At 42.6% G+C, this 26,021-nt stretch carries 25 protein-coding genes; 13 read left to right on the forward strand and 12 right to left on the reverse strand.

What is annotated here, in order from left to right; genetic code table 11:
* Positions 1 to 56: 56 nt before the first annotated feature.
* Entirely contained in the window at positions 57 to 770 is a 714-nt protein-coding gene (locus P2W71_RS18205) for a hypothetical protein (protein ID WP_276372744.1), read from the reverse strand.
* A gap of 308 nt (positions 771 to 1,078) precedes the next feature.
* Positions 1,079 to 2,857, reverse strand: coding sequence for a M14 family metallopeptidase (locus tag P2W71_RS18210; protein WP_276372745.1), 1,779 nt, complete (start codon positions 2,855 to 2,857; stop codon positions 1,079 to 1,081).
* A 213-nt stretch (positions 2,858 to 3,070) separates the two neighbouring features.
* Between P2W71_RS18210 and P2W71_RS18215 the strand changes: the two genes are divergently transcribed.
* The 5 genes from P2W71_RS18215 (at position 3,071) to P2W71_RS18235 (ending at position 6,959) form a co-directional block, all read left to right on the forward strand.
* A complete protein-coding gene (locus tag P2W71_RS18215; protein WP_276372746.1) occupies positions 3,071 to 4,114 on the forward strand; it encodes a hypothetical protein in 1,044 nt (347 codons plus the stop codon).
* A gap of 13 nt (positions 4,115 to 4,127) precedes the next feature.
* Complete coding sequence (locus tag P2W71_RS18220) at positions 4,128 to 4,436, forward strand: DnaJ domain-containing protein (protein WP_276372747.1); 309 nt, start codon at positions 4,128 to 4,130, stop codon at positions 4,434 to 4,436.
* 812 nt (positions 4,437 to 5,248) lie between these two features.
* Positions 5,249 to 5,647, forward strand: a complete 399-nt coding sequence (locus tag P2W71_RS18225) for an SgcJ/EcaC family oxidoreductase (RefSeq protein WP_276372748.1) — start codon at positions 5,249 to 5,251, stop codon at positions 5,645 to 5,647.
* A 206-nt stretch (positions 5,648 to 5,853) separates the two neighbouring features.
* Positions 5,854 to 6,294 carry a VOC family protein gene (locus P2W71_RS18230; protein ID WP_276372749.1) on the forward strand — a complete coding sequence of 147 codons (441 nt, stop codon included), beginning with the start codon at positions 5,854 to 5,856 and terminating at the stop codon, positions 6,292 to 6,294.
* A gap of 176 nt (positions 6,295 to 6,470) precedes the next feature.
* Complete coding sequence (locus P2W71_RS18235) at positions 6,471 to 6,959, forward strand: DinB family protein (RefSeq protein ID WP_276372750.1); 489 nt, start codon at positions 6,471 to 6,473, stop codon at positions 6,957 to 6,959.
* Between the two features lie 100 nt (positions 6,960 to 7,059).
* On the opposite strand, the gene P2W71_RS18240 is transcribed toward P2W71_RS18235, so the two are convergent.
* Entirely contained in the window at positions 7,060 to 8,451 is a 1,392-nt protein-coding gene (locus P2W71_RS18240; RefSeq protein WP_276372751.1) for a pitrilysin family protein, read from the reverse strand.
* A complete protein-coding gene (locus tag P2W71_RS18245) occupies positions 8,451 to 9,827 on the reverse strand; it encodes a pitrilysin family protein (protein ID WP_276372752.1) in 1,377 nt (458 codons plus the stop codon). The genes P2W71_RS18240 and P2W71_RS18245 overlap by 1 nt, the downstream gene beginning before the upstream one ends.
* A 344-nt stretch (positions 9,828 to 10,171) precedes the next feature.
* Here P2W71_RS18245 and P2W71_RS18250 point away from each other — a divergent pair, with 344 nt between their 5' ends.
* On the forward strand, positions 10,172 to 10,645 hold the full coding sequence (locus P2W71_RS18250; RefSeq protein ID WP_276372753.1) for a hypothetical protein: 474 nt from the start codon (positions 10,172 to 10,174) through the stop codon (positions 10,643 to 10,645).
* Between the two features lie 80 nt (positions 10,646 to 10,725).
* Here P2W71_RS18250 and P2W71_RS18255 read toward each other — a convergent pair whose 3' ends face one another.
* From P2W71_RS18255 to P2W71_RS18270, 4 genes are all read right to left on the reverse strand, one after another.
* Complete coding sequence (locus P2W71_RS18255) at positions 10,726 to 11,445, reverse strand: LytTR family DNA-binding domain-containing protein (RefSeq protein WP_276372754.1); 720 nt, start codon at positions 11,443 to 11,445, stop codon at positions 10,726 to 10,728.
* Between the two features lie 35 nt (positions 11,446 to 11,480).
* On the reverse strand, positions 11,481 to 12,497 hold the full coding sequence (locus P2W71_RS18260) for a histidine kinase (RefSeq protein WP_276372755.1): 1,017 nt from the start codon (positions 12,495 to 12,497) through the stop codon (positions 11,481 to 11,483).
* A 221-nt stretch (positions 12,498 to 12,718) separates the two neighbouring features.
* On the reverse strand, positions 12,719 to 13,222 hold the full coding sequence (locus P2W71_RS18265) for a hypothetical protein (protein ID WP_276372756.1): 504 nt from the start codon (positions 13,220 to 13,222) through the stop codon (positions 12,719 to 12,721).
* Between the two features lie 70 nt (positions 13,223 to 13,292).
* Complete coding sequence (locus P2W71_RS18270) at positions 13,293 to 14,708, reverse strand: RtcB family protein (RefSeq protein WP_276372757.1); 1,416 nt, start codon at positions 14,706 to 14,708, stop codon at positions 13,293 to 13,295.
* A 558-nt stretch (positions 14,709 to 15,266) separates the two neighbouring features.
* Between P2W71_RS18270 and P2W71_RS18275 the strand changes: the two genes are divergently transcribed.
* From P2W71_RS18275 to P2W71_RS18290, 4 genes are all read left to right on the forward strand, one after another.
* On the forward strand, positions 15,267 to 15,491 hold the full coding sequence (locus P2W71_RS18275) for a CDGSH iron-sulfur domain-containing protein (RefSeq protein WP_276372758.1): 225 nt from the start codon (positions 15,267 to 15,269) through the stop codon (positions 15,489 to 15,491).
* 299 nt (positions 15,492 to 15,790) lie between these two features.
* Positions 15,791 to 16,237: a KTSC domain-containing protein gene (locus P2W71_RS18280; protein WP_276372759.1), complete on the forward strand. Its 447-nt coding sequence runs from the start codon at positions 15,791 to 15,793 to the stop codon at positions 16,235 to 16,237.
* Between the two features lie 342 nt (positions 16,238 to 16,579).
* Positions 16,580 to 17,170: a type 1 glutamine amidotransferase family protein gene (locus P2W71_RS18285; protein ID WP_276372760.1), complete on the forward strand. Its 591-nt coding sequence runs from the start codon at positions 16,580 to 16,582 to the stop codon at positions 17,168 to 17,170.
* 990 nt (positions 17,171 to 18,160) lie between these two features.
* The gene (locus tag P2W71_RS18290; protein WP_276372761.1) at positions 18,161 to 18,757 is read left to right on the forward strand and encodes a hypothetical protein; all 597 of its coding nucleotides are present in this window, start codon (positions 18,161 to 18,163) and stop codon (positions 18,755 to 18,757) included.
* A 162-nt stretch (positions 18,758 to 18,919) separates the two neighbouring features.
* On the opposite strand, the gene P2W71_RS18295 is transcribed toward P2W71_RS18290, so the two are convergent.
* On the reverse strand, positions 18,920 to 19,897 hold the full coding sequence (locus tag P2W71_RS18295; protein WP_276372762.1) for a hypothetical protein: 978 nt from the start codon (positions 19,895 to 19,897) through the stop codon (positions 18,920 to 18,922).
* A gap of 168 nt (positions 19,898 to 20,065) precedes the next feature.
* Here P2W71_RS18295 and P2W71_RS18300 point away from each other — a divergent pair, with 168 nt between their 5' ends.
* Positions 20,066 to 20,539: a DinB family protein gene (locus P2W71_RS18300; protein WP_276372763.1), complete on the forward strand. Its 474-nt coding sequence runs from the start codon at positions 20,066 to 20,068 to the stop codon at positions 20,537 to 20,539.
* 74 nt (positions 20,540 to 20,613) lie between these two features.
* Here P2W71_RS18300 and P2W71_RS18305 read toward each other — a convergent pair whose 3' ends face one another.
* Positions 20,614 to 21,060 (reverse strand): hypothetical protein, encoded by a 447-nt coding sequence (locus tag P2W71_RS18305; protein WP_276372764.1) that lies wholly within the window; start codon positions 21,058 to 21,060, stop codon positions 20,614 to 20,616.
* A gap of 270 nt (positions 21,061 to 21,330) precedes the next feature.
* On the reverse strand, positions 21,331 to 21,561 hold the full coding sequence (locus P2W71_RS18310; protein WP_276372765.1) for a hypothetical protein: 231 nt from the start codon (positions 21,559 to 21,561) through the stop codon (positions 21,331 to 21,333).
* 536 nt (positions 21,562 to 22,097) lie between these two features.
* Between P2W71_RS18310 and P2W71_RS18315 the strand changes: the two genes are divergently transcribed.
* Complete coding sequence (locus P2W71_RS18315; protein WP_276372766.1) at positions 22,098 to 22,640, forward strand: hypothetical protein; 543 nt, start codon at positions 22,098 to 22,100, stop codon at positions 22,638 to 22,640.
* A 275-nt stretch (positions 22,641 to 22,915) separates the two neighbouring features.
* On the opposite strand, the gene P2W71_RS18320 is transcribed toward P2W71_RS18315, so the two are convergent.
* Positions 22,916 to 25,297, reverse strand: coding sequence for an ABC transporter permease (locus P2W71_RS18320; RefSeq protein WP_276372767.1), 2,382 nt, complete (start codon positions 25,295 to 25,297; stop codon positions 22,916 to 22,918).
* Positions 25,298 to 25,594: 297 nt separating this feature from the next.
* Here P2W71_RS18320 and P2W71_RS18325 point away from each other — a divergent pair, with 297 nt between their 5' ends.
* Positions 25,595 to 25,867 (forward strand): hypothetical protein, encoded by a 273-nt coding sequence (locus tag P2W71_RS18325; protein ID WP_276372768.1) that lies wholly within the window; start codon positions 25,595 to 25,597, stop codon positions 25,865 to 25,867.
* Positions 25,868 to 26,021 lie beyond the last annotated feature (154 nt).

Here is a 26,021-nt window from a genome sequence, read left to right on the forward strand (position 1 = left end):
TTTTTATCTGATTGTTGACGTCTCAAAATAAATCAGGATTAAAATGCATCTCGTCATTATCCATGCATCAGCCACTCACAAAACGTTTCCCAAAAATCATACAGGTAGAACATATTCACGCTAAACTGATACAACAACACCAATAGCAAGGCGAGCGGGAAAACATTCAGACGCCTGTGCGATTGCCAATCCCAGATGCAAAGCGCAATCAGAATAGTATCGGCCAACGCAAATCCAAATAACATGACATTGGGATGACCATTGAGCAGCGGAAAATACTTTAGTGTGCCGGGAAAATAGATCGATATAATTCGATCCGTAGCAGGGGTAAAAAAAGGAAAAATGGTACATAACATGTAACGTGCATGGATGGTAGGCTTTTTTCGATAATAAATTGCGAGGCCATATAATATTACAAACACAATCAGCGCATTAAAAACCAGTGCTATAAAAGCATAGTCGAGCGCGGGTTGACTTTTAACCCGATAGCGTAGTAAATCGAACGTCGTGAGCACCAGGACGGGTACAAGTACATACGAAAATCTACCTATCCAGCGGTGCGCAATGTTCATTTTTTTCTTAATCAGCAGCGGTTGCGTGATCAGCATGAAGCACCATAAAAATAGCGTAATACCGTGCAGGTGCATCCGGTAATTTTCCTGCTCGAAGACTCGCGTGATGTACGTCAGCCAAAAGGCAGCACTTACAGTTACAAAGAAAACCAAAAAGAAAATATGACTTCTTTCAAAAATGGTTCGTTCCAGTTTCATGCGATATAGTCTTGATCAATTTATCAACAATTGCTCAGCCATCCAACACATCTCTCTACAGTTTGATTTGTAGTAACACATTTAAGTCGGCGCATGTCGTCGAAAGAAGTATTACGATGATGCTTAGCACTAAATCATCGCTTAAATGATTCGAGAAAAAATAATGGTGATCGGACGGAAATTTGACTTATACCAATGCCATTATTTTCCTGTTCATCATTATGTAGCTGAGCTGCTTCTGAAAACTTTTCGGTCGTAAACTTAGCCTTATCGCTCGTTGGTATGCTGTCACTGATCATTATAATCCCTTATCGTTCCACTCCCACCGGGTATACCAAATACCTGTTATCATAGAAATCAGATCGCTCATAAAACCAGGCGTACACCTTCATTTTATCCTTCACAAATTCAGGATCTTCCTTTTTCTTCATCTCAAATTCCTTCCGCAGGTTCTCGTCTTGTTCAAGCATCCAACGAGCCAGGGGCTCGATGGCGTATTCCTCAATGTATTCCGTGCGACTAAAAATCTCCGGAAAAAATCCCCACGCTAAAAAGCTGTCAGGGCTTTCAGGTTCAAGCAGGTAGACTATTAAGTCGCCGAGCACCTGGTCGGTAGGGATGCGAATGGAACCAGGATAAAATGTTTCCTTGTGTTTCTTTGACTGAGCTTTAGCCGTCACGCTGAAATGGCCTTCAAATGGTTCGGTGGAAATTTTCGCATCCTTGAGATGATACAGGTCAACATCTACCGTTGTAGGCTCTGTTATCTTCTCGATCTGAATACCATGCTTCATCAGCCGTTCAATCACATTCTGATAGGTTGCTGGCACCCAATACGCTTTGGATCGCTTTGCGGCTATGGCGGGTTTATTGAAACGTCTGTACGGAATCTTTTGCGTTATGGGTTTGCCGGTCCAACGCACATAGTCGGCAGCCGTTACCGATGATTTCTCCAATGTTGACGCTATGCCGAGAAATGTTACCGTGTCCGCCTTTTCCGGCGAGGCCCATGTTATGACCACGTCATCACCGCGCAACTTCGCATCCGACTGGATGGCCTGTTTCAAAGAAGTGCTTTCCTTTCCAACAATTTGAAGCAGTGCTTCCAGGAAAACATAAGTACCCAACACCCGTTGCTTGAAAGGTTTGAGTGAATGATTTTCCACAAGGATGGAAGGAATACGGCGTAGGTCGCCATAGTTGGTGGAGAATCTTGGGCTGTAAGGATATTCCATCATTCCCTGTGTGAAATCCCGGTCGTTGGTAGCAAACACCAACGGGCCGGGTATATGCCCGTAAGCCTTCAGCCCCTTGTCAATGGCTGGCCGAAATGTCCGTGTCAGCCATTGCCCAATGGCCGGGGAGTATTCGTTGTTCCCATACGTGATGTCGTACTGGTAGTCTGCGCCATCCGTCACGTGCAAGTCCACATAGAAGGAAGGGTTGTAATCATTCATCACTTTCACCAGCGTGCTGATTTCTTCCGAATCCAGCTTGGTATAGTCGCGGTTCAGGTTCAGGTTGCGCGCATTGGTACGCCATCCCATATTCACGGGACCTCGTTGATTCGGACGGTTGAAAGGAGATACCCGTTCATGACCATCAACGTTCAGTATAGGAATAAACAAAAGATTTGCATTTTTTAACAGCGCGCGCTTGTTACCGAAGGCAATATCCCGAAGCAACATCATTCCCGCATCTTTTCCATCTATTTCGCCCGCATGAATTCCAGCTTGAACAAGCAGTAGTGGTTTAGACGACGACTGCAAAGCAGCCTTATCAAATGTTTTATCCTGTGAGACGATAACCATTTGAATTTTTCGTCCATTTGCGCTTTGCCCTACCGTTATCATTTCCATCACCTCCGATGCTGCACAAAGTTTATCAAACCAGCCCATCGTTTCAACGTAAGATGGCGTCCTCACGAAGTCACTTTGTTCAGTGGGCGTTATCCATGGATTATTTTTGTCGGCAATCAATTCGAGGCTTTTTCCTTTCCAGGGAAGAATGGGCGGAAGAATCTTTTCTTGTTGTGCTATCGTGACGCACGGGAGAAAAAAGCAGAAGACCACGAATAAACGGTTCATATGACAGGGTTTTGGAAAACAAAAATAATAAAAATGAAATGGCTTCATCTCCAGTGGCGCAAATCTGTTCTGACGTGTGCAAAGGAGGTATCCATGAAGCGATGGATTTCACCAAGTTTGAAGGATCAATTATACCCTTGTGTAAGATATTGCTTGTATTTGCGCTTGGCGGGATTAACAAATCTTATACCTTCGTTCCGCTATTAAAATGTTATGCGAATTTCTTTTTTGATCACATATTTTCTTGTCAGCTTTCTTTTTGTTGTGACCAGCAATTTCGTCCAGGCACAGCAACAACGCCACGAAGCAGTCGGCCCCGAACCGGTGAATGGCCTGAACCGGTTAGGTGTTGAATATTTGAAAATTGACTTTACCCAGGACCAACGTGCGATGTTGGATGGTGTTGAGTTGGAATTGATCTTTTCTATTGATACCCTAGGCCAGGCGTTATTGGAGGATGTCAATGGAATCAATGACGCCGCCATTATCGATAGCTTGAGAAAGAAAACTGTTGAGGTCGGCAAATTTAAACCAGCTTATGCAGACGGTCAGCCTGTTGAAGGTTTTTATTCAATGCTGCTTCGGTATCCTACTTACGAAAAAATGAATGTTACACGCCGAGTGCCACCTATGAACTATCGTCGTTTGAAACGTGAAGATTTCGAATCATTCGAACTCGGTGAACGCATGGATGTACTCATTGGTGGAATGATGAATGGTTTTGTCGGGAATGCGCAAGATTATCTTAGCGTTGGCGGTGGAATGAAAGTTGACCTCGCTTTCGCTGGCAAGCGTGGTTATGGATTTGGTTTCACCATGAGCTTCTTTGGTAACAACCGGAGAAAAGATTTTGCGATCGATCCGACTCGTGAACAGCTTCGTGCTCCCCTAACATTGGTAATGGGTGCCCTTGCGAATAAAACCATATTAAGAAAACCCAAATCTTCCATTTTGCTTCAGTTAGAGCCGGCTTATATGGAACTTACTATATCACCAAAGAACAATAACCAGGACAAGAACGATGTCAAATTCAGGGGATTTAGTCCTGGGGTTACGTTACACTATGTGCTGAAATTGGGAAGAGATCGTTTTACCGATTCTTATATGCCTGCAATCTTTAACCATTGCCTCAATTTGCATGCTGGAATTCGACCGGTATTTTATAATTCTCGTGAAGCCTCCGGGGTATTATATGAGGTGGGTATTTCATACAGGATGATATATCATTTCTTCGAGTCATATACATTAAAGGAATGACGAATCAGTGAGTATGAATCCTTATGAAGTATTGGGCCTTACGCCTGCCGCATCGGATGCTGAAATTAAGGCGGCATACCGGGAGCTTGTCAAGATATATCATCCAGATATAACCAACTCCCCAGATCCTGATCGCATCAGAAATTTAAATGAGGCATATGATATTTTGTCCGATCCAGTACGGAAGTATCATTATGACAGTAGATCAAAAATTGAACCTCCCATTCCGTATGAGGAAAGCCCCATCGAAGCTTACGGGAATACCTCAACCGAAAAAGAGAAGCGGGAAGAAAAAAGAGGGCAGCCGAAAATCTTAAGTTGATAAAGTTTGAATCGAGAATAAAAATCTTTTACCGTTTTTGCCGGATACTTTGTTTCCCGATTTCCCTATTTGCAGCACTCGTGGTTGGGGACATATTTTTACCGTCAAAGGAATATAAAGAAGTGGCTGAGACAGGTTGGCAACGACGTTTCGGAAGAGGGAAATTTCGTAATCATTACAGTCCTGGAGAGCTTGTGAGTTTTATGAAGACCAGGCATTTTACAATCGCCGTTCCTAACGAAATCCATGTCGGTTACGACTATTTCGCAACAAACAAAGAACCGTTGACCATCATGGTGACGCCGATCTTTAAAGTACCATCAAAGGTATCGCTTATGCAAAATGGTCATCACTACACAGCACTGATTGAAAGAACGATTTATAGTAACCATTATGGAGTGCATTATTTGTTACTGGTCACGTCGTTGTTTGTCGTAATAAGAAAAGAATATTCTCATTTTAATTTCTGTGTCTCGGTTTTTCCGCCATTGTTTTTGATTGCGGTTTATACGATAATGTTTGTCGTATAAATTGGACTTTGGGTTCTGAACAAAGTTATTATTTGTTATCAAGAAAAATTCCGAAACATATCCGAATTTCTTTTTAACTTGATTCTGGCAATCAGTTTTGCGGTTCCATCAAAATCGCAACATCACACAAAATAAACGGCTGGTCAATAGCAGTCTTCTTCGATAGGAAAATTTGGAGCTTCTTTAGATTTTAAAGGCTATCGCCAACACTTTATTTCGGCAGTTAAGGATATAAAAAAATCTATTTCCTTTTATAAATAATTTAACCCTAAAGAATTTCTTATGGAAACAATGACCCGAACGGCTTCTAACATCCAGGAGGAAATTAGAAGCGCCAATCAACATTTTGAACAAAATTTTGCAAACGGAGACGCTAAGGGAATGGCCGCACTGTATACGAGTGACGGGATGCTCCTTCCCCCAGGAGCTACAATACAACAAGGCTCTAGTGCTATACAGAATTTCTGGCAAATGGTAATGGATACGGGCATTAAGAGCGCACACCTGGAGACATTAGAACTGGAGCAGGAAGGAGAAACAGCCATTGAAGTGGGGCAATATGAATTGAGTGGTGCAGAGGGCAAACGTATGGATCAAGGAAAATATATCGTCGTCTGGAAAAAACAAGTAGGCCAATGGAAACTCCACAAGGACATCTGGAATACAAGCCTAAGTTCTTGAGTTTAGAAAATTCCATGCAAGTAAAAAAGCCGTTCATCAATAGGACGGCTTTCTCTTTGCTGCTTAGCACCATATCAATTTAATGGATACCATACGGAGTATTGAACGTACATCGATACGTGATTGAACTTTTTATTATAACAATTCCTATTCCTGCATGTTGTAAACAACATCAACGATCAATTTCACACTTAATATTTGTGACTATGGAAACACGACAAGAATTAAAAGGAATGGCGACGGTAAGTTTCTGGGCGGATGATGTCAAGGCAGCACGCAAGTGGTACAATGAACTTTTAGGGGTGGCTCCATATTTCGAACGGCCTGATAGTGAAAATCCTGCATACATCGAATATAGATTTGGTGACTTTGCGGCGGAGTTAGGAATCATTGATCGGAAATTTGCACCAAAAGCAGCTCACCACGGCCCAGGAGGCGCGGTACTTTTCTGGCACGTCGAAGATGTGAAGGGCACATTACAAAGACTCCTCACGATGGGCTGTAAAGAGTATGAAGGACTCACGGAACGGGAAGCAGGATTTGTAACTGCTTCTGTCATCGACCCGTTTGGTAACATTCTTGGTGTGATGTACAATCCGCATTACATTGAGATTCTGGAGTCATTAAAATTCCAAAGCGCGGGATAAGAACAATTGTCTACCATCAACAGTTTGTCTTTATTTAGTTCACAGCGTTTACATTCTTTAAAGATCGATTATTTTCATCTGCATAATTTGAAACGAACATCGTTGATTCAGAGCCGCCTGTAAGTACATTTACTTGCTGTACTTGCGTTCAAGATTCTGGCGGGTTAACTTTCGCCATGAAAGATCAACTCATCATTAAAATGGTCCTCGATGCTTGGAACCAATATTTAAAACGCACCGATGATCTCTTCCTTCAATTCACCGACCAAGATTTACTTAAACAGATTGCGCCGGGAAAGAACACTGCTAAATATCTGTTAGGTCATCTTACAGCAGTTCACGATCGCATGCTGCCATTGCTCGGACTAGGACAGCCTTTGCATCCTGCCATTCACGAAGATTTTGAACGACGACCAGACGGCGACCACGTTAACAAATATTCCACAGCCGACCTGCGCCGGCAATGGTCTGAGGTAAATACAGCATTAAATAACGCGATGGCTACGTTGACCTTGGATCAATGGTTTGAGAGACACAATGCTGTATCACCCGAGGATTTTAATAAAGAACCGCACCGGAATAAATTGAATGTTATCATCAACCGGACGAATCACGTTGCATGGCACTATGGCCAGCTTCTTTTAATTAAAAACAAAGAAGAATAAAGCTAGCGCTCGGGAATAAATAATTCAAACTTACTTATGATTGATCTATGAATAAGTAGATCATGTGGACGATCGTTGAGGTTCAACACATGCCTTTTCCTTACTTCACCTTCCTTGCCTCCTGATATGTTTTCATTTGCTTCTCTAACAACTTTTTATCCCCTACCAATACGAGTGTCATATCTTCATACTTAAAATGTTCTTTCGCAATAGCAGAAACTTTTTCCGGGGTGACTGCATAGATATTTTTTACCCGGTTGGTGAGGTATTCGTCGCTTAGACCATGGGTTTCAATAAAGTTTAATTGTCCGATGATACCGCCAGGTGTAGAATTCTGAAGGACAAAAACGCCAGCCATGTAGTTCTGTATTCCGGCAAGTTCTTCTTTTCCGGGCGCCTCTTTTTGAAGGGTGCTTACTTCCTTGGCGATCTCCTGCAACGCATCCCCTGTGTGCTCAGTTGTTATGTCAGCTTGTTCGTACCAGACCGAAGTGTTCTTATAATTTTGAATGGCACTGAATGGCGAATAGGTGTAGCCTTTATTTTCGCGAATGTTCGACGTAATGCGTGAGCCAAACGATCCTCCCAGCAACGAATTAGCCACTTGTAATGCAACGTAGTCGTCATGCTTTGGTGTTAGGGTCGGCAGGCCCAGAATGACTGTTGTCTGTGGTGCTGCGGGCCGGTCAATCATCGCTATCTCCGCCGACTTCGTTGGTGTCGCAGGCGGGTAATTTATTTCGGGACCTTCCTTCCACCCTTTAAAGGCTTCTTCGATTGATTTTTGTGCGGCGCTTTCATCAAATTTCCCCACTACGTAAATCACACTGCGCTTGGCACCAAAATTCTTTTCATAAAAACTTTTCGCCATATCAATGGTGTAGGAGCTCAGCATTTCCTGCGTCGGAAAAGTCCGACCGTAAGGATGGTCCTTATAAATAATACTGTTGAATGACTCGATAGCCTGCGACTGAGGTTGTGCTTTTTGTACACTGAGCTGCCGCTTCAGATCGCTTTTAAGCCGTTCGATTTGCGAGGCCGGAAAAGCTGGATTCATCACAACATCAGCCATCACCTTAATAAGATCGGGAGCAAACTCCGAAAGCACAGCGCCGGATATTGTCGTGTTGTCCGGTCCTACACCGATGTTTATCTCTCCACCCATCGCTGCCACCTTTCTTGAAATCGTTTTGAAGTCCATAGTCGTCGTACCTTCCTTCATTAATTCGCCCGTAAGATCAGCCAGCCATACTTCATTGGGGCCTTCATTTACATTTCCGGTTTTGATGACGAGGCTAATATTCACCTTAGGAATAGATCCATATTGTACCAGGGTAGACTTCAATCCATTTTTCAGCACATTCACCTTCTTTGCGGGAAGTACAAAATCTTTGGGATTACCGCCTGGAGGTGGTGTCTGTTTCTGAGCGCTTGTAGCAAATGTGATAAATACAACGGGGAGGATGGTGAAAATAAGTTTTAACGTCTTCATTATTCTGCTGCTTTAGGGTCAACAATCAATATCGTTCTATTCGTTGGACGAAGGTATTCTTCCACAGTTCGTTTGATCACTTCTGGCGTGACCGCACGAAATTCTTCTTCAAGTGTATTGATGCGTGACGGATCGTCGTCAAACAAAGCGAAACATGCCAGCAAATCCGCACGCCCGATGCCATTCCCTCCTAAGGTGGAATACAGGTCTGAACGCAATTTTACAATCGCCAGCTCTGTATCTTCTTTTGAGACCTTCGAGATTTCGTTTATAGCTTCGTCAAACTCAGCGACTATGGAATCTGCAGGAACCGTCGAATCATGAATAAGGTCGGCCATCCATACCATAGGACCATTATAGTTAAACATGTTGCCGAGGTAATTGATGCCGCCACTCACATTTCCGGTATAGCCTTTCTCCTGGACAAGTTTGTTGTACAACTTACTATCCTGACCTTGCAGCAGGATCTGATCAATCAGACCCATAGCATAATATTCAGGTGTGCCACGGTCGGGCATTTTATAAGCAATAGCAATGGCAGGTTTGTTGGCCAGCTTGTCCTCCTTGATTTTTCTTTTTTCGTTTTCCTGACGCGGTTCGGAAATGTCAGGCTTGGGCGGAAGCGTCGCTGATGGAATTGAATCGAAATACTGCGCGACCCATTTTTTAGCATCTTCAATTTCAAAATCACCGACTACCGCAAGGGCCGCGTTGTTGGGTGCATAATACGTCTTAAAGAAATTATCAACGTCTTCGAGTTTAGCTGAATCAAGATCTGCAAGATCGCCATAAAAATTATGAGCATTGAACCAGTTTTCATTGGCATACTGTGGCATGTCGAGCCATGGAAATCCGCCGTAAGGCCGATTGAGCACGTTTACCTTTACTTCATTTTTTACAACTCCCTGCTGGTTGGTAAGATTTTCCTGGGTAATAACCAGTCCTTTCATTCGATCAGCCTCCGCCCACAGGGCAGTCTCGAGTTTATGAGAAGGCATTACCTCAAAGTAGTTCGTGAAATCGAAACGAGTGGATCCATTCAGGATGCCACCATTTTGCTGCACCAGCTTAATAAACTCCATTTTACCAAGATTCTGTGAACCCTGAAACATCATGTGCTCAAACAAGTGCGCAAACCCTGTTCTGTCTTTAGGTTCAATCCTAAACCCAATGTTGTAATAAACCGCAACGGCTACGGTAGGGGCGGTTTTGTCTTGTGATAAAATTACTTTTAAACCGTTGTTTAACTTGTAATAAACAACAGGAACCTCGAAGGTATCCCCGGGTTTCTCGGTTTTATCATTGGAGCAGGCAAACAGAGCGACCGCCATCAGCAGACACAAAAGTTTACGGGTAATTGAAGTATACGTATGCATGATATATAATAACATTTATCGGATAAGAAAGCGGAAGCTAAGTTAAACGATAAATGGATGTGTAAAATATTGCAGGCCGATAATTTGTGGAATTACCTTATCCAGCCTTCCCAGAACGTCGAAGAGTGTACCCCAGAATGCGGTAAGGTGTTAGCGTGCTGAGTTCGACGTGTGGAGCTATGTCGCGAGCAGCTGGTTTATTAGTGGCGGCACGGACACGCCGTCGCACGCAGTTCATCAAGTAATATCCGCCGATGATCAGAGTTGTTACACGCAGGGAGGCTGTTTGCGTTTCTTTAGGTATCAGTTACAAAGTCCTAATTCACAATAAAATTTTAAACAATATGAAAAAGATCATCAGATTTTCATGGATCAATGCCCTGGTTGGCGTTGTCTTGTGTACCATTCTTTTTTCGTTTTCAAGCATCACCGGTGCACATAGCGTGCAGGTTTATCTCGACGACAAACTTATGATCGACCACTACGTGGACACCCGGGCGGATGCACCCACTTTGCGCGTAAATCCTACCGAAAACCATCGTGACGTTATCGTGAAGTACAGCGAATGTGGGCGGACAGTGACGGGCCGAACGATCACCATTAAAGACGACAACAATAAAGTATTGAAGGATTGGAAATTTGAAGGTGCAGCCGCGGGTTTTGAAAAGCCGATGGCATGTTCGATGAAAGACATTGCAGCATTGCAGTCAAAGGGAGGAAGTGCTCTTAAGCTATACTACTCTTCCAATGAATTTCCTGAAGGCCAACAAATTGCCAAGCTGATTATCGAAAGTGATCCGAAAACGGCTTTAAAATAATGAATGATCTCGTTCCCCTGTCTCGCGGCAGAGGAGCGAGGTTTAACTCCGACTATGGAATTAAAAAAAGAAAAATGAAACTATCGTTTGAAAAGGCTGTTGCCTAAAATCTGCTGCATCAACTGTTCACGGAGATTCCGACTCATTGGAATACGGGCATTCTCCAGAATGATTTCATCACCTTCGATGGCCTTAATGTGGGGAACGGATATCAAAAAAGATTTGTGAACTTTTAAAAACTGATCTTTAGGTAACTGCTGCTCAAGACTTGTCAGCGTGATGTACGTAATTAATTTTCGATTCTGAACATGGATAACAGCATAGTTCTGAAGTCCTTCGACATAAGAGACGTCTCGGAAATATACCTTTTCAAACTTCCGGTCACAGCGAACAAAAAAATAGTCTACGGGTCCGGAATTATGGTGTAAGGCCGCAGTTTTCAATTGAAAGACATCCATCGCTTTTAAAGACGCTTTCAAAAATCTTTCAAAGGTGATAGGCTTAACGAGGTAATCGATTACATCAAGTGAATAACCTTCCAGCGCATAATCAGAATAGGCTGTTGTGAGAATGGTTAACGGTGGATGTTTTAAGGTTTTAAGAAAATCAATACCAGTAACTTTAGGCATGTGAATATCCAAATATATCAAATCCACCTTTTGTTCTTTTAAGCAAGTCGCGGCTCTCAATGCATTTTCACACGACGCAATGCAATGAAGAAATTCAATTTCCTGTACATGTTCTTCCAGACCTTTGCGTGCAATGGGTTCGTCATCGATGATAAGGCAGTTCAATTTCATAATCAGCGGCTGTAAAGTTTTGGCCTGTGACGCACTCAGGAAATTTGCAAAGAAAGATTAACCTCGTAACTATCCGGTGCGTCATCAATTACCAACTGATGACGATCCTTATATAATAATTCGAGCCGGCGTTTTGCATTTTTTAATCCGATGCCTGCGTGACCTTTGGTCGCGGTTTTATTTTCTTTTGTATTCAGTACAGAGAATTTGAGATTGTTCTGATGCTTACCGATTGCTATCCGTACCTGATTTTTATGCGGATAATGTGATACATGTTTGAACGCATTTTCAACAAAGGGAATTAACAACAAAGGCGAAATAGTAAAACCTTTAAGATTATCATCCACAATAAAAGAGATATTATAGTTTTCATCTTTACGTATCCGTTGTAACTCCACGTAATTCTCCAGATAGATAATTTCTTTCTCTATGGGTATTTCATGGCCATTGCATTCATATAACTGATACCTGAGCATTTCAGAAAAAGCCGACAAAGATTCGCGCGCATGCGTGTTTTGTTTGTCAATTTGAAAATAAATGGTATTGATAGAATTAAACACAAAGTGAGGGTTGATTTGTGCTTTCAGATATTCAAGTTCGGAACTTAGTTTCTCAACCTCCATTTTCCGGATAAGCTCTCGTTGAAAATACCAGGCTTTACTCAATGCCAAAGCGACACTGAACGCGAGGTAAAATATGGCAATTGAAAAATTGTAGTAAGTACTATAAAACAATGAACTACGACTCTCATCGCCTAAAACATAAGCATATAAATATACATCGTGAGCATTCTTTAGAAACACATATAGTCCAAGGGCAGTGAATAGTAAAAAAGCATAGGCAATGATTTTTTTCTGTTGTGCATACTTTGGAATCAGAACAAGTAAATTAACATAAATCAGTAGCGCCAGCAGCCCATTACGGATAACAACCTCCAAGGCGAATTGATCGAATCCGGCGGCGTCGATCAAATTGATTTTTGTGAACATATGGAACCCAACGGTAGCAACCCAAAAAATCACGTGATCCATCTTGTACCTCCAGAAGTTCATAGATGGAATTTAAGGATTTTCACGCAGCTAAGCCTAAACAAAAACAGCATTTCGTCAAGGAAATTATACATTCTGTCATAAACAGGGACTGGATTAGGAGGCTTAGAGGATCAGTTGAGTACGGTGATTAACAAGTCTGAATTTTAGAGATGAATGACGGTCGCTATAGGAATTTCTATTGGTCGTATAAAAAAGAAGTCTCACCAAAAGGCGAGAACTTCTTACAAGCTAAAAAATAACATTATTCTTTTTTTACGGCATCGCTTGATGCCGGCCACCAGGTTGCTTACCTCGTACTCTGCCACTGAAGCAGACATTGCATCCCTGTACACCTTGATTGCCATACGCCAATCTTTACGCAATTCATATGCATAGGCCAGATTCTGGAGCAGTCCTACCCTATTGCCTTTGGTTTTAATCAACCCCGATTGCGAGCATGCAATGGCATCGCTGTAACGCGCTTGCCTGATGTATAAAGAACCCAGGTGAAGGTATGGTGGCGCATAGGTTTCATCGAACAGCACCGCCATTTTCAAGTGGAGCTCTGCACGTGCCTCATCTTCTGTGTAGTAGAGGTATGCCCATCCGAGATCGTTGTGCAGTCTTCCATAGCCCGGTTCGTCATACAACAGGTTGTTTAACAATGCTAACCCTTCGTCTACAAGACCCTCGAGAATCATACGCTCAGCGTCCACCAGGTATTTTTCTATCCAATTAATTTTCATCGTCATTTCAAGTTTAATCATTCAGGTGAAAGGTCTCGCTCAACCTGAATGTCGAACTCGAAACCTTCCACTAATCTTCCGTGGCTGTCTTGTCACCACACATCCGCACAATCTTCGGAACAAATGTTCCAACTACTTCCACAAGATCACTTTGATAGTACATCACCTTCTCGATGTCTTTGTAGGCCATCGGCGCTTCGTCCAATCCACCACCGATCAGATCCACACCATGCTTTATCAATTCCTGCCTCACCATCTTGTTGGTGATGCTTTGCTTGGCAGCACTTCGTGACATCAATCGTCCCGCACCATGTGACGCAGACTGAAGTGAGTCGGCGCTACCTTTTCCTTTTACAATAAATCCCTGCGTAGTCATCGAGCCGGGAATGATGCCAAACACTCCTTTGCCCGCTGACGTCGCACCTTTGCGATGTACAATGACTTCGGTGCCATCACCAAAAGTTTCTTTCCATGCAAAGTTGTGGTGGTTCTCCACACGCAGCAGCGGCTGCTCTCCCAATGCACTGGCTATACGCTCATGAATCTGAAAATGATTTGCCGATGCATAATCACCTGCGAGATTCATTGCAAGCCAATATTCCTGGCCGGCTTCAGTATTCAAGTCGAGCCAAGCGAGTTCCGCAGCTTCACGGGGAAGCAGGCATACTTGTTTTGCTACCCTCGTATAGTGTCTTGCTATCTCAGCACCGAGTCCGCGTGAACCGGAATGTGACAGCACTGCCAGGTAATTACCGGCAGCAAGGCCCCACTCATTTTGTACCCCCAATTCAACCAACCCGAATTCAACGAAGTGGTTGCCACTTCCAGAAGATCCGATCTGCATGGCGGCTCTTCCCTGCAGCGGCCGTAGAACGGTGACCTCTTTGAAGAGACTGCTATCCAAAACTTCATGTTCCTTTGGACGCCTGAACGTTTCCGACCCAAAGCAGGTGTTGTCAAGGAGTATCTGCTTAAGGCTGCTTCGATTTCGGTCAAGGAAAATTTCATTCAATGGAAATACCGACAGGCTCATACGGCAGCCGATATCAACACCTACACCATACGGGATTACCGCATTACGTGTAGCAAGCACTCCACCAATAGGCAATCCATATCCCTGATGCGCATCAGGCATCAACGCACCGCCTACTGTCACTGGCAGCTTCATGGCAATCTCCATTTGATTGCGTGCGCCTTCTTCAATTCCGCTGGCACCATAAGTACAATATGCGATGCGCGTTTTATTGAGCTCATGCACCAGGGACTTTTTTTCCGTAGGAATGAGTTCGAGGGCAACGTTACCCCAGATGGAATCGTTGATAAAATTCTTTGGAGCTGCCAACACATTGCGCAGCATGGAATAGATCTCTTCCTTTTCACTTCTGCGAAAATGTTTGAGAACAGTATTGATAGCGGTCCCAACGGCTCTTCCTTCCGGGTAACCGAGCTTCATGACATCTTTTCCGCTTAATATTTTCCTTTTCATTGCTTTCCTTCTCGCGAGAGAAGTTTTTGTTTACTGCATGCTATGACGAGTTGCATCCGTTATGATGCTGGTGTCATCAAAGCATAGTGATTCCACTCGCTTACGCGACCACTTTTTAAAACATTTATTATCGGGCTATAAATAAAAAACCCGGACATTGCCCGGGCTTTCAGTGTCGTATCAGAAATTGATCAACTGAAAATCCGCGGGGTAAACAGAATATTACGATCCTGTTTGTGACTAAAATTATATGTTGTTTCCTTCAGCATGGGCACAAAGGTAGCGAAGATTGTTTTTGAATTCAAAGTCGTCTTACAAAAAAAAATTTAGTAAAGTTAATTCGCCAAAAATGTCTGCACGGTGATTAAAGGGATTGTGATTGATAACTACATTTAAAAGATCGACAGTACGAGCGAGCACGTTGTAGAAAGTTTAACGTAGTTACCTTTCGTGCTATTAATCAAAATCAAACTTATCTACTGAATGCTTCGCCTAAGCAGCGTACGTTACCGAATATGTAACGTACCTTCGCCGCTCACATCATAATAGAAACAAGAAATGAGCAAGACAAAAATAACGATCAACAATAATGGTTCTGTTAAACTCGACGGCGATTTTGAAATCGTTGATATGAATGGCAATGTCTATGGTTTACAGGGTAGGACCATCGTGTCTTTATGCCGTTGCGGGCGATCTGCCAATAAACCCTTTTGTGACGGATCGCACAAAGGTCATTTTGAACATGATGCAGTAGCATTTGATTTGCCACCGAAGAAGGGGTAGATGGAAAGGTGACCGGTAAACGGGGTAATCGGGTAATCGGATGGAAAGGTGATCGGGTGATTGGGTAATCGGATCGAAACGGGGTTGGCGGGATGCAGGGGTTTGGGTGAGAAAGGGTGATCGGTGAGGAATTACGCGGTAAGGCGGTTTGCTGAATGTGTGGGTATAAGAGGTGAGGGGTTAATGAGAAAGTTCTTTGAGAAAATTTAGCTGCCGGTTTTCAATTGAAAATGGGTCATTAATAGCGCCATGAGTTTCAGGAAGACATTTGAAACAAAAAGACTATTTTTGCACCCGAAATGAAAAAGATAATTGAATCAAGGAAGCTTTTAGGGATCGATAAAGCTGCGGATCTAAAGGAATTAAAGGTTATTTACAGGAATTTCATGAAGGAATGGCATCCGGATAAATTCCAGGATAATCATGATAAAAAAATAGAAGCCGAGGAGAAAAGCAAGGCATTTATTGAAGCATATCATTTTTTGGTTAGTGTGGCTCCCGAAACACATGAACAACAATTAGAACAATATAAAGACGTTGTAAACTCTTCCAGGATCGCGGACTTTCAATATAAAGATCAGACTTTACGCATAAACTTTCTTGACGGTAGCATCTATGAGTATTTCGGTTTACCCAAAAACATCTATATCAAATTAACCAATTCAGATGCACCGGACCGGTTTGCACGAAGGCATATATATTATTCTTTCCTCTATCGGAAGGTAACAAAGGCAATGGCGGATTAGGAATTGGCAAAGCCTGTTGTGGGAGAAAAATCTAACTTATGTATTGATTTAAAAAGATACATAACGCCTGGACTACACTAAACGCTGATGCTTGCTGAAAGACTGGTTAAGTTCGTTTGTAATGCTTTACTATTGCAGTCTCACAGTTCGGTATATTTCGCAGATCGCCCAGCAACTTTGCGAGAGGTTTGATTATTAGCTTGATGAAAACTATTTATTTTTTAAAGAAAGTTAGACTTGAACTGCGAGCATAAGCGACGAACAACTCGTCATTTCTAGTGTATCACGGATAACCAATTTTATCGACCAGTGTTTGTATAGTATTACTAAACAAATATCATCATGCAAAAATCAAAAGTGTATGTATTCATCTTCGATGGATATTCTGATTGGGAACCGCCTTATGCGATGGCGGAGATAAGCAAATCGAATCGATATCAACTGCTGACGGTTGCTATGAATAACAAACCAATTAGGTCTGTTGGCGGACTTACCATCATTCCGGATTTACAATGGAATGAATTGGAGTGGAGTGATGCCGTGATGATCATTGTGCCCGGCGGAAACGCCTGGGAGGAAAAGAAACACAGGGAGATGATTCCGATGCTGAAAGACTACATTCAACAGAACGGAAAAGTTGCTGCGATCTGTAGCGCCACAACTTTATTGGGAGACATGGGCGTTCTTGATACTGTAAAGCATACCAGCAACGCTAAATTTTATTTACAACACTATGTGACTGATTATCAGGGTGGCGACAACTACATCGAAGAACCTGCCGTGAGCGATAAAAATATTATTACTGCAACGGGCACGGCACCCGTAGAATTTGCACGTGAAATTTTTAAAGCACTTTCTCTCATGAACGAATCCAAGATTGAGGAATGGTTTCAGTTATTTAAAAATGGTATTTGGGAAAAGTCGGACGCTTGATTTTCCAGTCACGATTGCCCGCCGCTGTTTAATGACAAACGCCGGCAAGTTGGGTACTGTGCCATGGACAGGACGGCTAGACTCTTTATATAAGGCACTCAATAGCAATTTATCACGGCCTAGCGCCCGGCAATTCACACCGCCATCATTGATATTGCCAACATCTCCCGCTACCGTCCTTCGTGCTGCTTGAACACTGATTACCTGCCTTCGTCGTGGCAGTGCATTGTGAGCTGTCGAGGGACTTCACGGAGGTAGTTTCTGCTTCTACAATGCCCTTGTACTGAAGGTGAAGCAGCAGAAGGTTTACAAACCGAACATGCGGTATATCCTTTAATTACATCATCCATCTTCATTGCGATTTTACTCTTGCTAAGGTATCGGCAGTCGTTCATGTGATATTTGCTTTCAGTATTTGTTACATAGACCGTTTGACTGAACGAGCAAATAGCGATCAACAGCAAGATGCAGATCAATACGCTCGCCCTTATCAAAAATTCCGAATGAAATGATTTAAGCCTCATCGCGATAAGTTTTAACTGTGATTAAAAACGTGTTGCATTCTTGTGGGCTAGTGATCAGAATTGGATCGGGTGGGGCAAGGAGTATATCTAAATTAAAAAAAATGTCGCCTTGTTACAACGGCTGGTGTGAATGAATCGACAAAGCGCGGAGGATGCTGACCAGCATAAATATTTCAACGTTGGTTTAGTTTTTATGCCCACCCGAAATGATGGCATTTCGTCCGACGCCCATCACACGAAGCGGTTCACAACGTAGCCACTATTCTAGCGATGTATTCAAGTAAATATTGCACCTCGCGGACTCATCGTTTGGGTTGGTTCCTTTATATACCTGTGTAAGATTTGGTCGCAAACAGCATTGCCCGCAATGCGCAACATGATCAAATTTGCCCTGTAAACTTGTTAGCAGATAGAATCTATCGTTGAAATAGTCATCTACGTTTTAGCTTCCATAATCTTTACCCATATGAAAAATACCATCCTAATTCGTACAAACGCAGCCAGGCTACTGGTCTTTGCATCGGCTTTTGTTTTTACTTTCTGCAGCAAAGATGATGAAGTAAGCAAGCCTCAGTTCGCTTTCTCAATAGATGGAACAGCGCAAAAGGTACAGGTCACCAGTGGTGTGCTTTTATCCCAAATTCAATATGACCATGAAGGTCGTGCGTTGTACATCACAGCCGTTGGCGAAAATAATAAAACACTGAGCGTTGGGGTATCTAATTGGGATTTTCAAAATCCACCAGACAACGGAATTCTCACCGGTGAGTATGACGCAACCTTTGATTTTGAAGATACCCAGGAAGAAAACCCATTCGGTGATTGCCTTGCCGTTGAAGGTGCAGTACTGTGTGACGGTGGTCTAGTTACTTTGATGTTGGAAAACAATTCTTACTTCTCGGCTTTTGATGGCGCCACTGATGCAACGATCACTATTACCAAATGCGATGCGGGCAAACGCTTAGTATCGGGTACATTCTCTGCTAAAGTAGGTAGCTTCGATGGCGTTCAGCAGTATACTATTGCAGGTAGCTTTGATAACCTGACCTACCTTGTTCAGTAAAACGAATTTAACTTCTCACTGTATCATCTTTATCGACGTATGCATAACGACTAGCTGACCACGCATGGTCAATGGCAACCATCATCGATGATGTGTACATGGTCTTGAAAATTCATTCGTCTAAAAAATTATTAGCGCCGGTAAGTCTTGTGGCTTCAAAAATTATTCAAACAACTTAACTGCCTGCTTGAAATTCATAATGTTCGATGTAATTCCGAACGATAGGTTGGATAGCTCATGCTTGGCAAAATAAATGTTATAATAATCCTGACCGCTATAAAAACGGACGAAGAATGCAATCTCATCAAACCATGCCGGATAATATTTATAGTATACGTCCACGATCAAACGATTTGAAGCTTCAAGTGGAGCCGCTCCATTCATTCGCCCAAAAATCCACCCAACTTTCATTTCCAGACTAGATCGTTGCAACCACTGCATTAGCCGGGGCCTTTGGAGGTTTCTTTGTGGTCCCACAATTCCAACATGTGTAAAAACTCTGTAAGATCCATAACGATCTTTTAGTCCCTCACTGTACCAGGGACGGGGATAATACTCAAGGGAAGCCTTAATGCCGCGGATTGAAAAGTAATTCTTTGAAATAGACTTCGCACGATATGTATACACGCCGAACTCCAGGAAATCAGTTGAAAAATTGCCATCATTGAAATTGACTTCCCGCGTTGTGTCACTTACAAAAAAGGCACCGGATTGCCCGTTGGAATGATGTGCGTACGAGCCATACCATAAAGCATTGTCGTAAAACAGTTTGCCGAGAAAGCTCTTTTTCCAGAATTTGAGCTCCTGAAAAAACGTAGCATACACACGATAACTTGGATTGCGGATGGGTAACGATTTTTCATTGAGCATCCGCAATTGAACTTGTGGATTGATCATCACGGCCCACAACTTCTGGTTGCGTGAAAAAAAATAGCTCGGTGAAAACTTAGCTTCCATTATCAAAGGTTCCATGTTGCCAATGCCCGACCCAAAAGTCATATAACTCTGTTCGCGGTTTGCATTCACCATTGTGAGAAATTTTTCATACGCCAGTGAATCGTCCTCCGGCATAGCATGCTGAGCGTATAGAATTGACGAACGTATGAGAAAAACTGAAACGACAAGGAGTATAATTCGCATGGCTGAATTGATTCACTACCTCAACGCTGAAGCACGTCAAGTGTTCACCTTCCTGGGGGTAACCAGGTCGTTTATTCAAACGCCTTAAATACCCCAGGCCTTAGCCTGATATCAATGACTTCAGGTTTAGTGATGTTTGTTTAATTTTATAGTTTAAAAAATTTGGGCATGGATATCATCAAACTGGTGGCTTATAACAATTGGGCGAACCGCCGGATCGGCAAACAAATCGAATCATTGCCTCCGGAATTATTCCAAAAACAAATTGGTGGAAGTTTCGGCTCCATCAAAGCAACGGTTGTTCATCTCCTGGAATCCGACTGGCTGTGGGTACAACGCTTCAAGCAAACGCCCGTCGCACAAGTACCCGGGTGGCAACTTCTTGAAGCTGCAGATATTTACAGACATTGGAAACAGATACAGGAAGATATGGAAAACGCTGCCCAATCGCATGCCACTCATTTAGATAAAAGGATTGAATTCGTAACGCGAAAAGGCGTGCATTATGCCCTACCGTTTGAAGATCTAATCACTCACATCACTCACCATGGAGCCTATCACCGCGGACAATTAACGGATATGCTACGGGTTGTGGGAGCACAGCCAGTAAGTACAGATTATTTTATATTTTGTACGCAGTAGCGCGCGAGCGATTGCCTCGGTAATTCTATTCAACGCTGAAGGTTTAATTCAGCGCTGCTTTAGTATCCGGATCATCATCGCTGTTTCTTCTCCAGAATTTTTCCGTTGGAATCGATGGATAAAGTTAAGTCTTCATCATCGGAAGATGCATCCACGGTGTAGTAAGGTGATTTGTCGGGGGAAGTGACATAAAAGAAGTTGTCCAGTTCATATCCCGGAAAGTCTTCGGTAGCCGTCTTCATTACAGCGGCTGGCATTTTGCCTGGGAGGACACCGGCGGTTGTTTCAATCCATTTTCCGTCTAGACTTATCTCTATTCCCATTACAGCGGTATTGCTAATCACACTAGCGACGTACTTACCACGTTTCTTATCAAGAACCCACATGGTGATCGGCTGATTGTTCGTTTGCTTTAAGGCTACTGATTTTACGTTGGCCGGAACTTCAGCTTCCTTAATTTGTTGTGCAGCACATGTAAAAGAAAGTGTGAGAAAAAACAGGACAGCGGGAATGAATTTCATGATAAAAATTTTTCATAATTGAACGGCAGCAGTACGGGATAGGTTGCGTGACTGATTCCGGTTTTCATGCAGTTCACATCTGACAATTAGATTAGCCAACGTCAACTTTACTCAGATACAGATGACACATGGAAGATCTAAGGCGAAAAAATCCGAACAATGGTTTGAAGTGCATTTGGCGGATGCCTGGCTAAACAAGTGGTGTCGCTTCGGTTTATTCTACATTTTTATAAATCTACTTACCTCGTCAGCGCAAAGCAATCCAGTGTTCTAGTTCGCCCAGGGATTTTTCTTTCGGTAGAGCGGTGCTGTTTTTGATTTTCTCTTCGGTGACTTGCGCTGTTTTTTCTTCTTCTTTACGTTGGGTTTAGATTTAGTTGAATAACCATAGGCTGCCTGAGCCGATCCACTCCTGGAGTCCCTGCCCTGTGCAAAAAGATTGGTACAGGATATGGCAACTAATAAAACTGTCAGGAGGGTTACGAATTTGAGATTCTTCATAAAGAAATTAAAGCAAACAAGCTGCGCTAAGCATTTAAGCTTGTAACGCTGGACAAAGGGATAAAAATATGCGAACTGTAATGAATTAAGAATTCTCCGATTAAATTTATTATCATAATTTACAACACCAGTCGCACGGTGGTATGACTTAGGTGGCCGGCAACGGAACTCCTCGGCGATTTCCCATCCATGCACATTTTCACGTGAGCTTTTAGCGGGATCGTGTTAATTGGTTTTTCACCCCTTGATTCCTGCCACCTTGAATAGCCATCAATATGGATGAATTTGAATTTAAGGACGGTGTCCCGTCAATGTCGTGAATAACATATATTCCAATTTTTGACCTTTACGGCTGCCGCCCTCTTCCACCATTATTTTCTCATATTCCGTTGTCAGAACTTACCAGGGAAAGAAAAGATAGAATCGTAATCATTTCGTGAAGTTTGGAATAAGTAACTAGTGTGGCATCAAGACATTAGCTACCATAGACTGAATACAAAATAACTTTAATAGTCACAACAAATTAAAATACCGTTATGAAAAAAACCATCTTAACAATTTCAATGGTGTACTTATCAATGCTGCTTGTTCACGCACAAGGCAGTATGCCTTTATTGGAACTTAAACTTGCCGGTAACTGGCAAATTGATTCAGTGAGTTTCGGAAAACCCGTAGATATAAATAAGGACGGGGTAAAAAGCGCAAACGCCGTTAAAGAATACAGTGCTTGCTTACGCGTGCAGCAGCTTACGTTCGCTGGTGATTATACAGCAAACGGTGCCACAGGTACAGGCGTGGACGGATGCAAAGAGAAAGTTACAAAATATTCTAAATGGGCACTGGAAAGAAAAGTAGATGAAGATGAACAGAGAAAGTATGATAATGCCAAAGATAAAAAGTCTCTGAAAAAACCAGAAAAGAGAACCTTTCTGACATTAGCGTACGAGGACGATCCGGATGAAAAAGAGGAGTTTGAAGTGGTATCACTGACCAAAGATGTCTTGCAGGTGATGGGCTATGTTTCGTTTGATGACTCAAGCGCACCTGCGATGATCTTCTGGAAAAAAGTTAAGAAATAAGGGCATCAATTGAAGTCGATGAATTGAGCAGATTACTTGCTTTAAGGGGTTGTTTGATTCACGATCTTATCCAATTGTTATTATAACTTCATCAAAGGCTCAGACTAATATTAATTTAGCACAAGCGCTATTTCTAGGTTGTCCACGTGGGCAATTTTATGGCATGAAAGAAATATTTGAATCCCCAATAAATAAGACCTTTTTTTAAGAAATGTCCCAAAAACGAATTGATTAAGAACCGCCGAGACCTTTACAGTGCTGGACGGCGATCTAACCTATTCTGTCCGTAAACTCTTAACTGGATTCATCAATGATGCTTTGATCGCCTGATAACTTACCGTGAGCAACGTAATCAATATTGCACCAAAAACAGAAATCATAAATATCCACCAGGACACTTCGGTGCGGTATTCAAATTGCTTCAGCCAATTACTGATGAAGTAGTAAGCGAGTGGTACTGCCAGCAGGCTGGAGATAATTACCAACACCACGAAATCCTGCGAAAGCATCCTCCACAGATTTGTTACAGACGCGCCTAAGACCTTGCGGATACCGATTTCTTTTGTTCGCTGCTCGGCAACAAACGAAGCCAATCCAAACAAACCGAGGCAGGATATAAAGACAGCAAGGATGGCAAAAAACGTGGCCAACTCACCAATACGTTTTTCGTTACCAAATTTGCGCGCATATTCTTCATCCACAAAAGTTGCGTCGAAGGGAAATGCCGGATTTACTTTTTTAAACACTTCTTCAATTTTGCTCAAAGCATCTTTTGCAGTGGCCTTGGGGTTGATCTTGAGTAGTAAAACATTTGATTGTTCATTGGTAAGGTGCCACATAGCCGCGCGAACTGGTTGATAAGGTGACTGCACCAATAAATCTTTGACCACGCCGATAACCGTATAGGGTTTTTCATCCCAATGAATAACTTTTCCGATCGGATCTTTGAACCCGATGAACTTAACAGCAGCTTCGTTCAAAATAAATGCACTTGAATCGGAAGCAAACTCCTCCGAAAAATCCCGACCTTCTATAATAGTCCAACCAATAGTCTTACCGTAATGCGTGCTCACAGCATTATTCGGAAAATCGACACCTTGCTCAGGGTCTTTGCCTTCCCAGTCAAAACCTCCATTGGTGTTCCATACAGAAGTTGTAGGACTGCCAGACTCAGCCATCTCAACAATGGCACCGGCATTTATCAATTCCGTCCGCATTGCATCAAAATGCTTATGGATTTCTTCTGTCACCTGAATACTAACCAAGCCATCCTTGCTATAACCGATTGGTCTGTTCTGTGCATGGTTGATTTGTTTGTATACCACCATTGTTCCAATAATCAATGTAGTGGAGATGGTGAACTGCAGCACCACCAATACTTTTCTAGGGATCGCAGCGAAACGTCCGACCCGAAACGTTCCCTTCAACACCTTTACAGGTTGAAAAGAAGAGAGAAACATGGCCGGATAAAAACCAGCGAACATTCCTGTCACGATGCTGAAGGTAAAACCAAATATCCAAAAGCCAGGATTTAACCATGGCAAACTTATTTTCTTATCTGCCACTGAATTAAAATACGGCAATATTAAAAACACCAAGAGCACTGAAAAAATAAATGCCAGCGCAGCAATCAGAATAGATTCGCTGAAAAACTGCGCGACCAGTTGCCTACGCACAGATCCAATCGCCTTTCTTATTCCTACTTCTTTCGCTCTCTTTTCGGAACGGGCGGTGCTTAAATTCATGAAATTAATACAGGCAAGTATTAACACAAAGACGCCAATGGTTGCAAATAACCAGACATTATCAATCCGACCTCCGGTGTTTATCCCGTTCTTAAAATCAGAATACAAATGCCACTTGCGCATAGGGTGCAGAAACACGGCCGGCTTATACCGCCGTTCATCATCGCCAACTTTGTTCAGCTTTACATCCTTTATTTTCACCGACACCTTTTCCATATCTGCTTGTTCATCAATCATGGCAAAAGTGCGCGTATAATTGCTTCCCCACGGATTCTCCATTTTACGAATCCATTCATTCTGGCTCAGGTATAACGACCATGGGAGAATGAAAGTCATGTCTTTGAAAGATGTATTGAACGGCAGATCTTCATACACGCCAGTCACTTTTACATCTACCTCATTATCGATTCGAAGTACTTTACCAATAGGGTCTTCGTTGTCGAAGTAGGTTTTAGCCACGGATTCAGATATCAGGATCGAATTCATTTCATTTAATCCTGTGCGGGAGCCCTGCAGCATTTTTAGACTCAGCATGTCGGGGGCTTCAGGCTCGAAATAACACCCTGGTTTTAGAAACATCTTGTCACCATAGGTAAGGGTATGATTAAAATTCCAGGAGGCCTGGAGAACGTACTTAAAATCATTTGCGTACAGGTTGCGAATTTCTTCAGCCATTTGCGCGGGATTGGCTTCTTGTGTTCCAATTTCTCCGTTCCAGGTCTGATGCTGCATCACCTGCGCAATGCGGTCGTAATGCTGATGGTATTTATCAAAACTTAACTCATCGTAGACCCACAACGCAATTAAGATTGCCACCCCCATACCGACCGCCAGCCCACCAATGTTGATAAGCGAAAAAATTTTGTTTTTGGAAAGATTTCTCCAGGCAATCTTTAAATAATTTTTGATCATAACGAGGTTATTTTGGTTGCGGCCTTAGCAAAAGTTTCTTTATTGATGGATATACTGTCGATGTTGATAGAAGTTACCGGAAATTCGTTTAAATTTTTAAGCATCTCTCTATTTGAGGCAGATTTTGTGTACTAAACCAGTGGTAATATCTTAAGCCCTCCTAATAGATATGCGACCAATCTAAAAGGCTGCATCGTCGCCAAAAAATAATTATGGTATACGCTATGAGGTTAGATCTTTTCGCCACCGTAGCGGTGAATTTAAAAGTGTACTTTTGCCAAACCTTAATGTCATCCTATGTATTCAAAATTTTGGTTAATAATAAAAGATGATTCCAAAAGGACGTTTGAAGTATGCGGACAGGCATCGAGCGATAACGCGTTTACAAATAAAACCTATGCGATGCAGCGGGCGGGGATGAACGTAAGCAGCGTCACACCGCCGGTAACAAATAAAACTTCCAGTAAAGGACTTATCAAGATTACCGGTTACACACAAGAAGACGGACTGCATGAAAGGCTTCTGAATGAGTTCAGAACCATAACCATGCGGTCTGCTGACGAATGGTGATGTATCGAATGTTTAGTCGTGGAAACCAAATATATTTCTACCCATGCTGTATTCTTCATGGATGTTAATTTACCAGAGATATGTTTTCGTCATAATAGTATACTTTTTTGCATTCTAAAATGTTTCTGGAATTATGACCGCTTGCCGAAACACG

It is taken from the genome of Chryseolinea sp. H1M3-3 (assembly GCF_029360725.1).
Classification (GTDB): Bacteria; Bacteroidota; Bacteroidia; order Cytophagales; family Cyclobacteriaceae; genus Chryseolinea.

Coding starts and splice junctions, on each gene's coding strand:
- P2W71_RS18280 (WP_276372759.1), top strand. CDS start 15,791: ATGAAAAAGATAATTGAATCAAGGAAGCTTTTAGGGATCGATAAAGCT.
- P2W71_RS18275 (WP_276372758.1), top strand. CDS start 15,267: ATGAGCAAGACAAAAATAACGATCAACAATAATGGTTCTGTTAAACTC.
- P2W71_RS18220 (WP_276372747.1), top strand. CDS start 4,128: ATGAATCCTTATGAAGTATTGGGCCTTACGCCTGCCGCATCGGATGCT.
- P2W71_RS18270 (WP_276372757.1), bottom strand. CDS start 14,708: ATGAAAAGGAAAATATTAAGCGGAAAAGATGTCATGAAGCTCGGTTAC.
- P2W71_RS18300 (WP_276372763.1), top strand. CDS start 20,066: ATGGATATCATCAAACTGGTGGCTTATAACAATTGGGCGAACCGCCGG.
- P2W71_RS18250 (WP_276372753.1), top strand. CDS start 10,172: ATGAAAAAGATCATCAGATTTTCATGGATCAATGCCCTGGTTGGCGTT.
- P2W71_RS18315 (WP_276372766.1), top strand. CDS start 22,098: ATGAAAAAAACCATCTTAACAATTTCAATGGTGTACTTATCAATGCTG.
- P2W71_RS18295 (WP_276372762.1), bottom strand. CDS start 19,897: ATGCGAATTATACTCCTTGTCGTTTCAGTTTTTCTCATACGTTCGTCA.
- P2W71_RS18210 (WP_276372745.1), bottom strand. CDS start 2,857: ATGAACCGTTTATTCGTGGTCTTCTGCTTTTTTCTCCCGTGCGTCACG.
- P2W71_RS18260 (WP_276372755.1), bottom strand. CDS start 12,497: ATGAACTTCTGGAGGTACAAGATGGATCACGTGATTTTTTGGGTTGCT.
- P2W71_RS18245 (WP_276372752.1), bottom strand. CDS start 9,827: ATGCATACGTATACTTCAATTACCCGTAAACTTTTGTGTCTGCTGATG.
- P2W71_RS18285 (WP_276372760.1), top strand. CDS start 16,580: ATGCAAAAATCAAAAGTGTATGTATTCATCTTCGATGGATATTCTGAT.
- P2W71_RS18290 (WP_276372761.1), top strand. CDS start 18,161: ATGAAAAATACCATCCTAATTCGTACAAACGCAGCCAGGCTACTGGTC.
- P2W71_RS18310 (WP_276372765.1), bottom strand. CDS start 21,561: ATGAAGAATCTCAAATTCGTAACCCTCCTGACAGTTTTATTAGTTGCC.
- P2W71_RS18235 (WP_276372750.1), top strand. CDS start 6,471: ATGAAAGATCAACTCATCATTAAAATGGTCCTCGATGCTTGGAACCAA.
- P2W71_RS18230 (WP_276372749.1), top strand. CDS start 5,854: ATGGAAACACGACAAGAATTAAAAGGAATGGCGACGGTAAGTTTCTGG.
- P2W71_RS18225 (WP_276372748.1), top strand. CDS start 5,249: ATGGAAACAATGACCCGAACGGCTTCTAACATCCAGGAGGAAATTAGA.
- P2W71_RS18240 (WP_276372751.1), bottom strand. CDS start 8,451: ATGAAGACGTTAAAACTTATTTTCACCATCCTCCCCGTTGTATTTATC.
- P2W71_RS18305 (WP_276372764.1), bottom strand. CDS start 21,060: ATGAAATTCATTCCCGCTGTCCTGTTTTTTCTCACACTTTCTTTTACA.
- P2W71_RS18325 (WP_276372768.1), top strand. CDS start 25,595: ATGTATTCAAAATTTTGGTTAATAATAAAAGATGATTCCAAAAGGACG.
- P2W71_RS18255 (WP_276372754.1), bottom strand. CDS start 11,445: ATGAAATTGAACTGCCTTATCATCGATGACGAACCCATTGCACGCAAA.
- P2W71_RS18205 (WP_276372744.1), bottom strand. CDS start 770: ATGAAACTGGAACGAACCATTTTTGAAAGAAGTCATATTTTCTTTTTG.
- P2W71_RS18215 (WP_276372746.1), top strand. CDS start 3,071: ATGCGAATTTCTTTTTTGATCACATATTTTCTTGTCAGCTTTCTTTTT.
- P2W71_RS18320 (WP_276372767.1), bottom strand. CDS start 25,297: ATGATCAAAAATTATTTAAAGATTGCCTGGAGAAATCTTTCCAAAAAC.
- P2W71_RS18265 (WP_276372756.1), bottom strand. CDS start 13,222: ATGAAAATTAATTGGATAGAAAAATACCTGGTGGACGCTGAGCGTATG.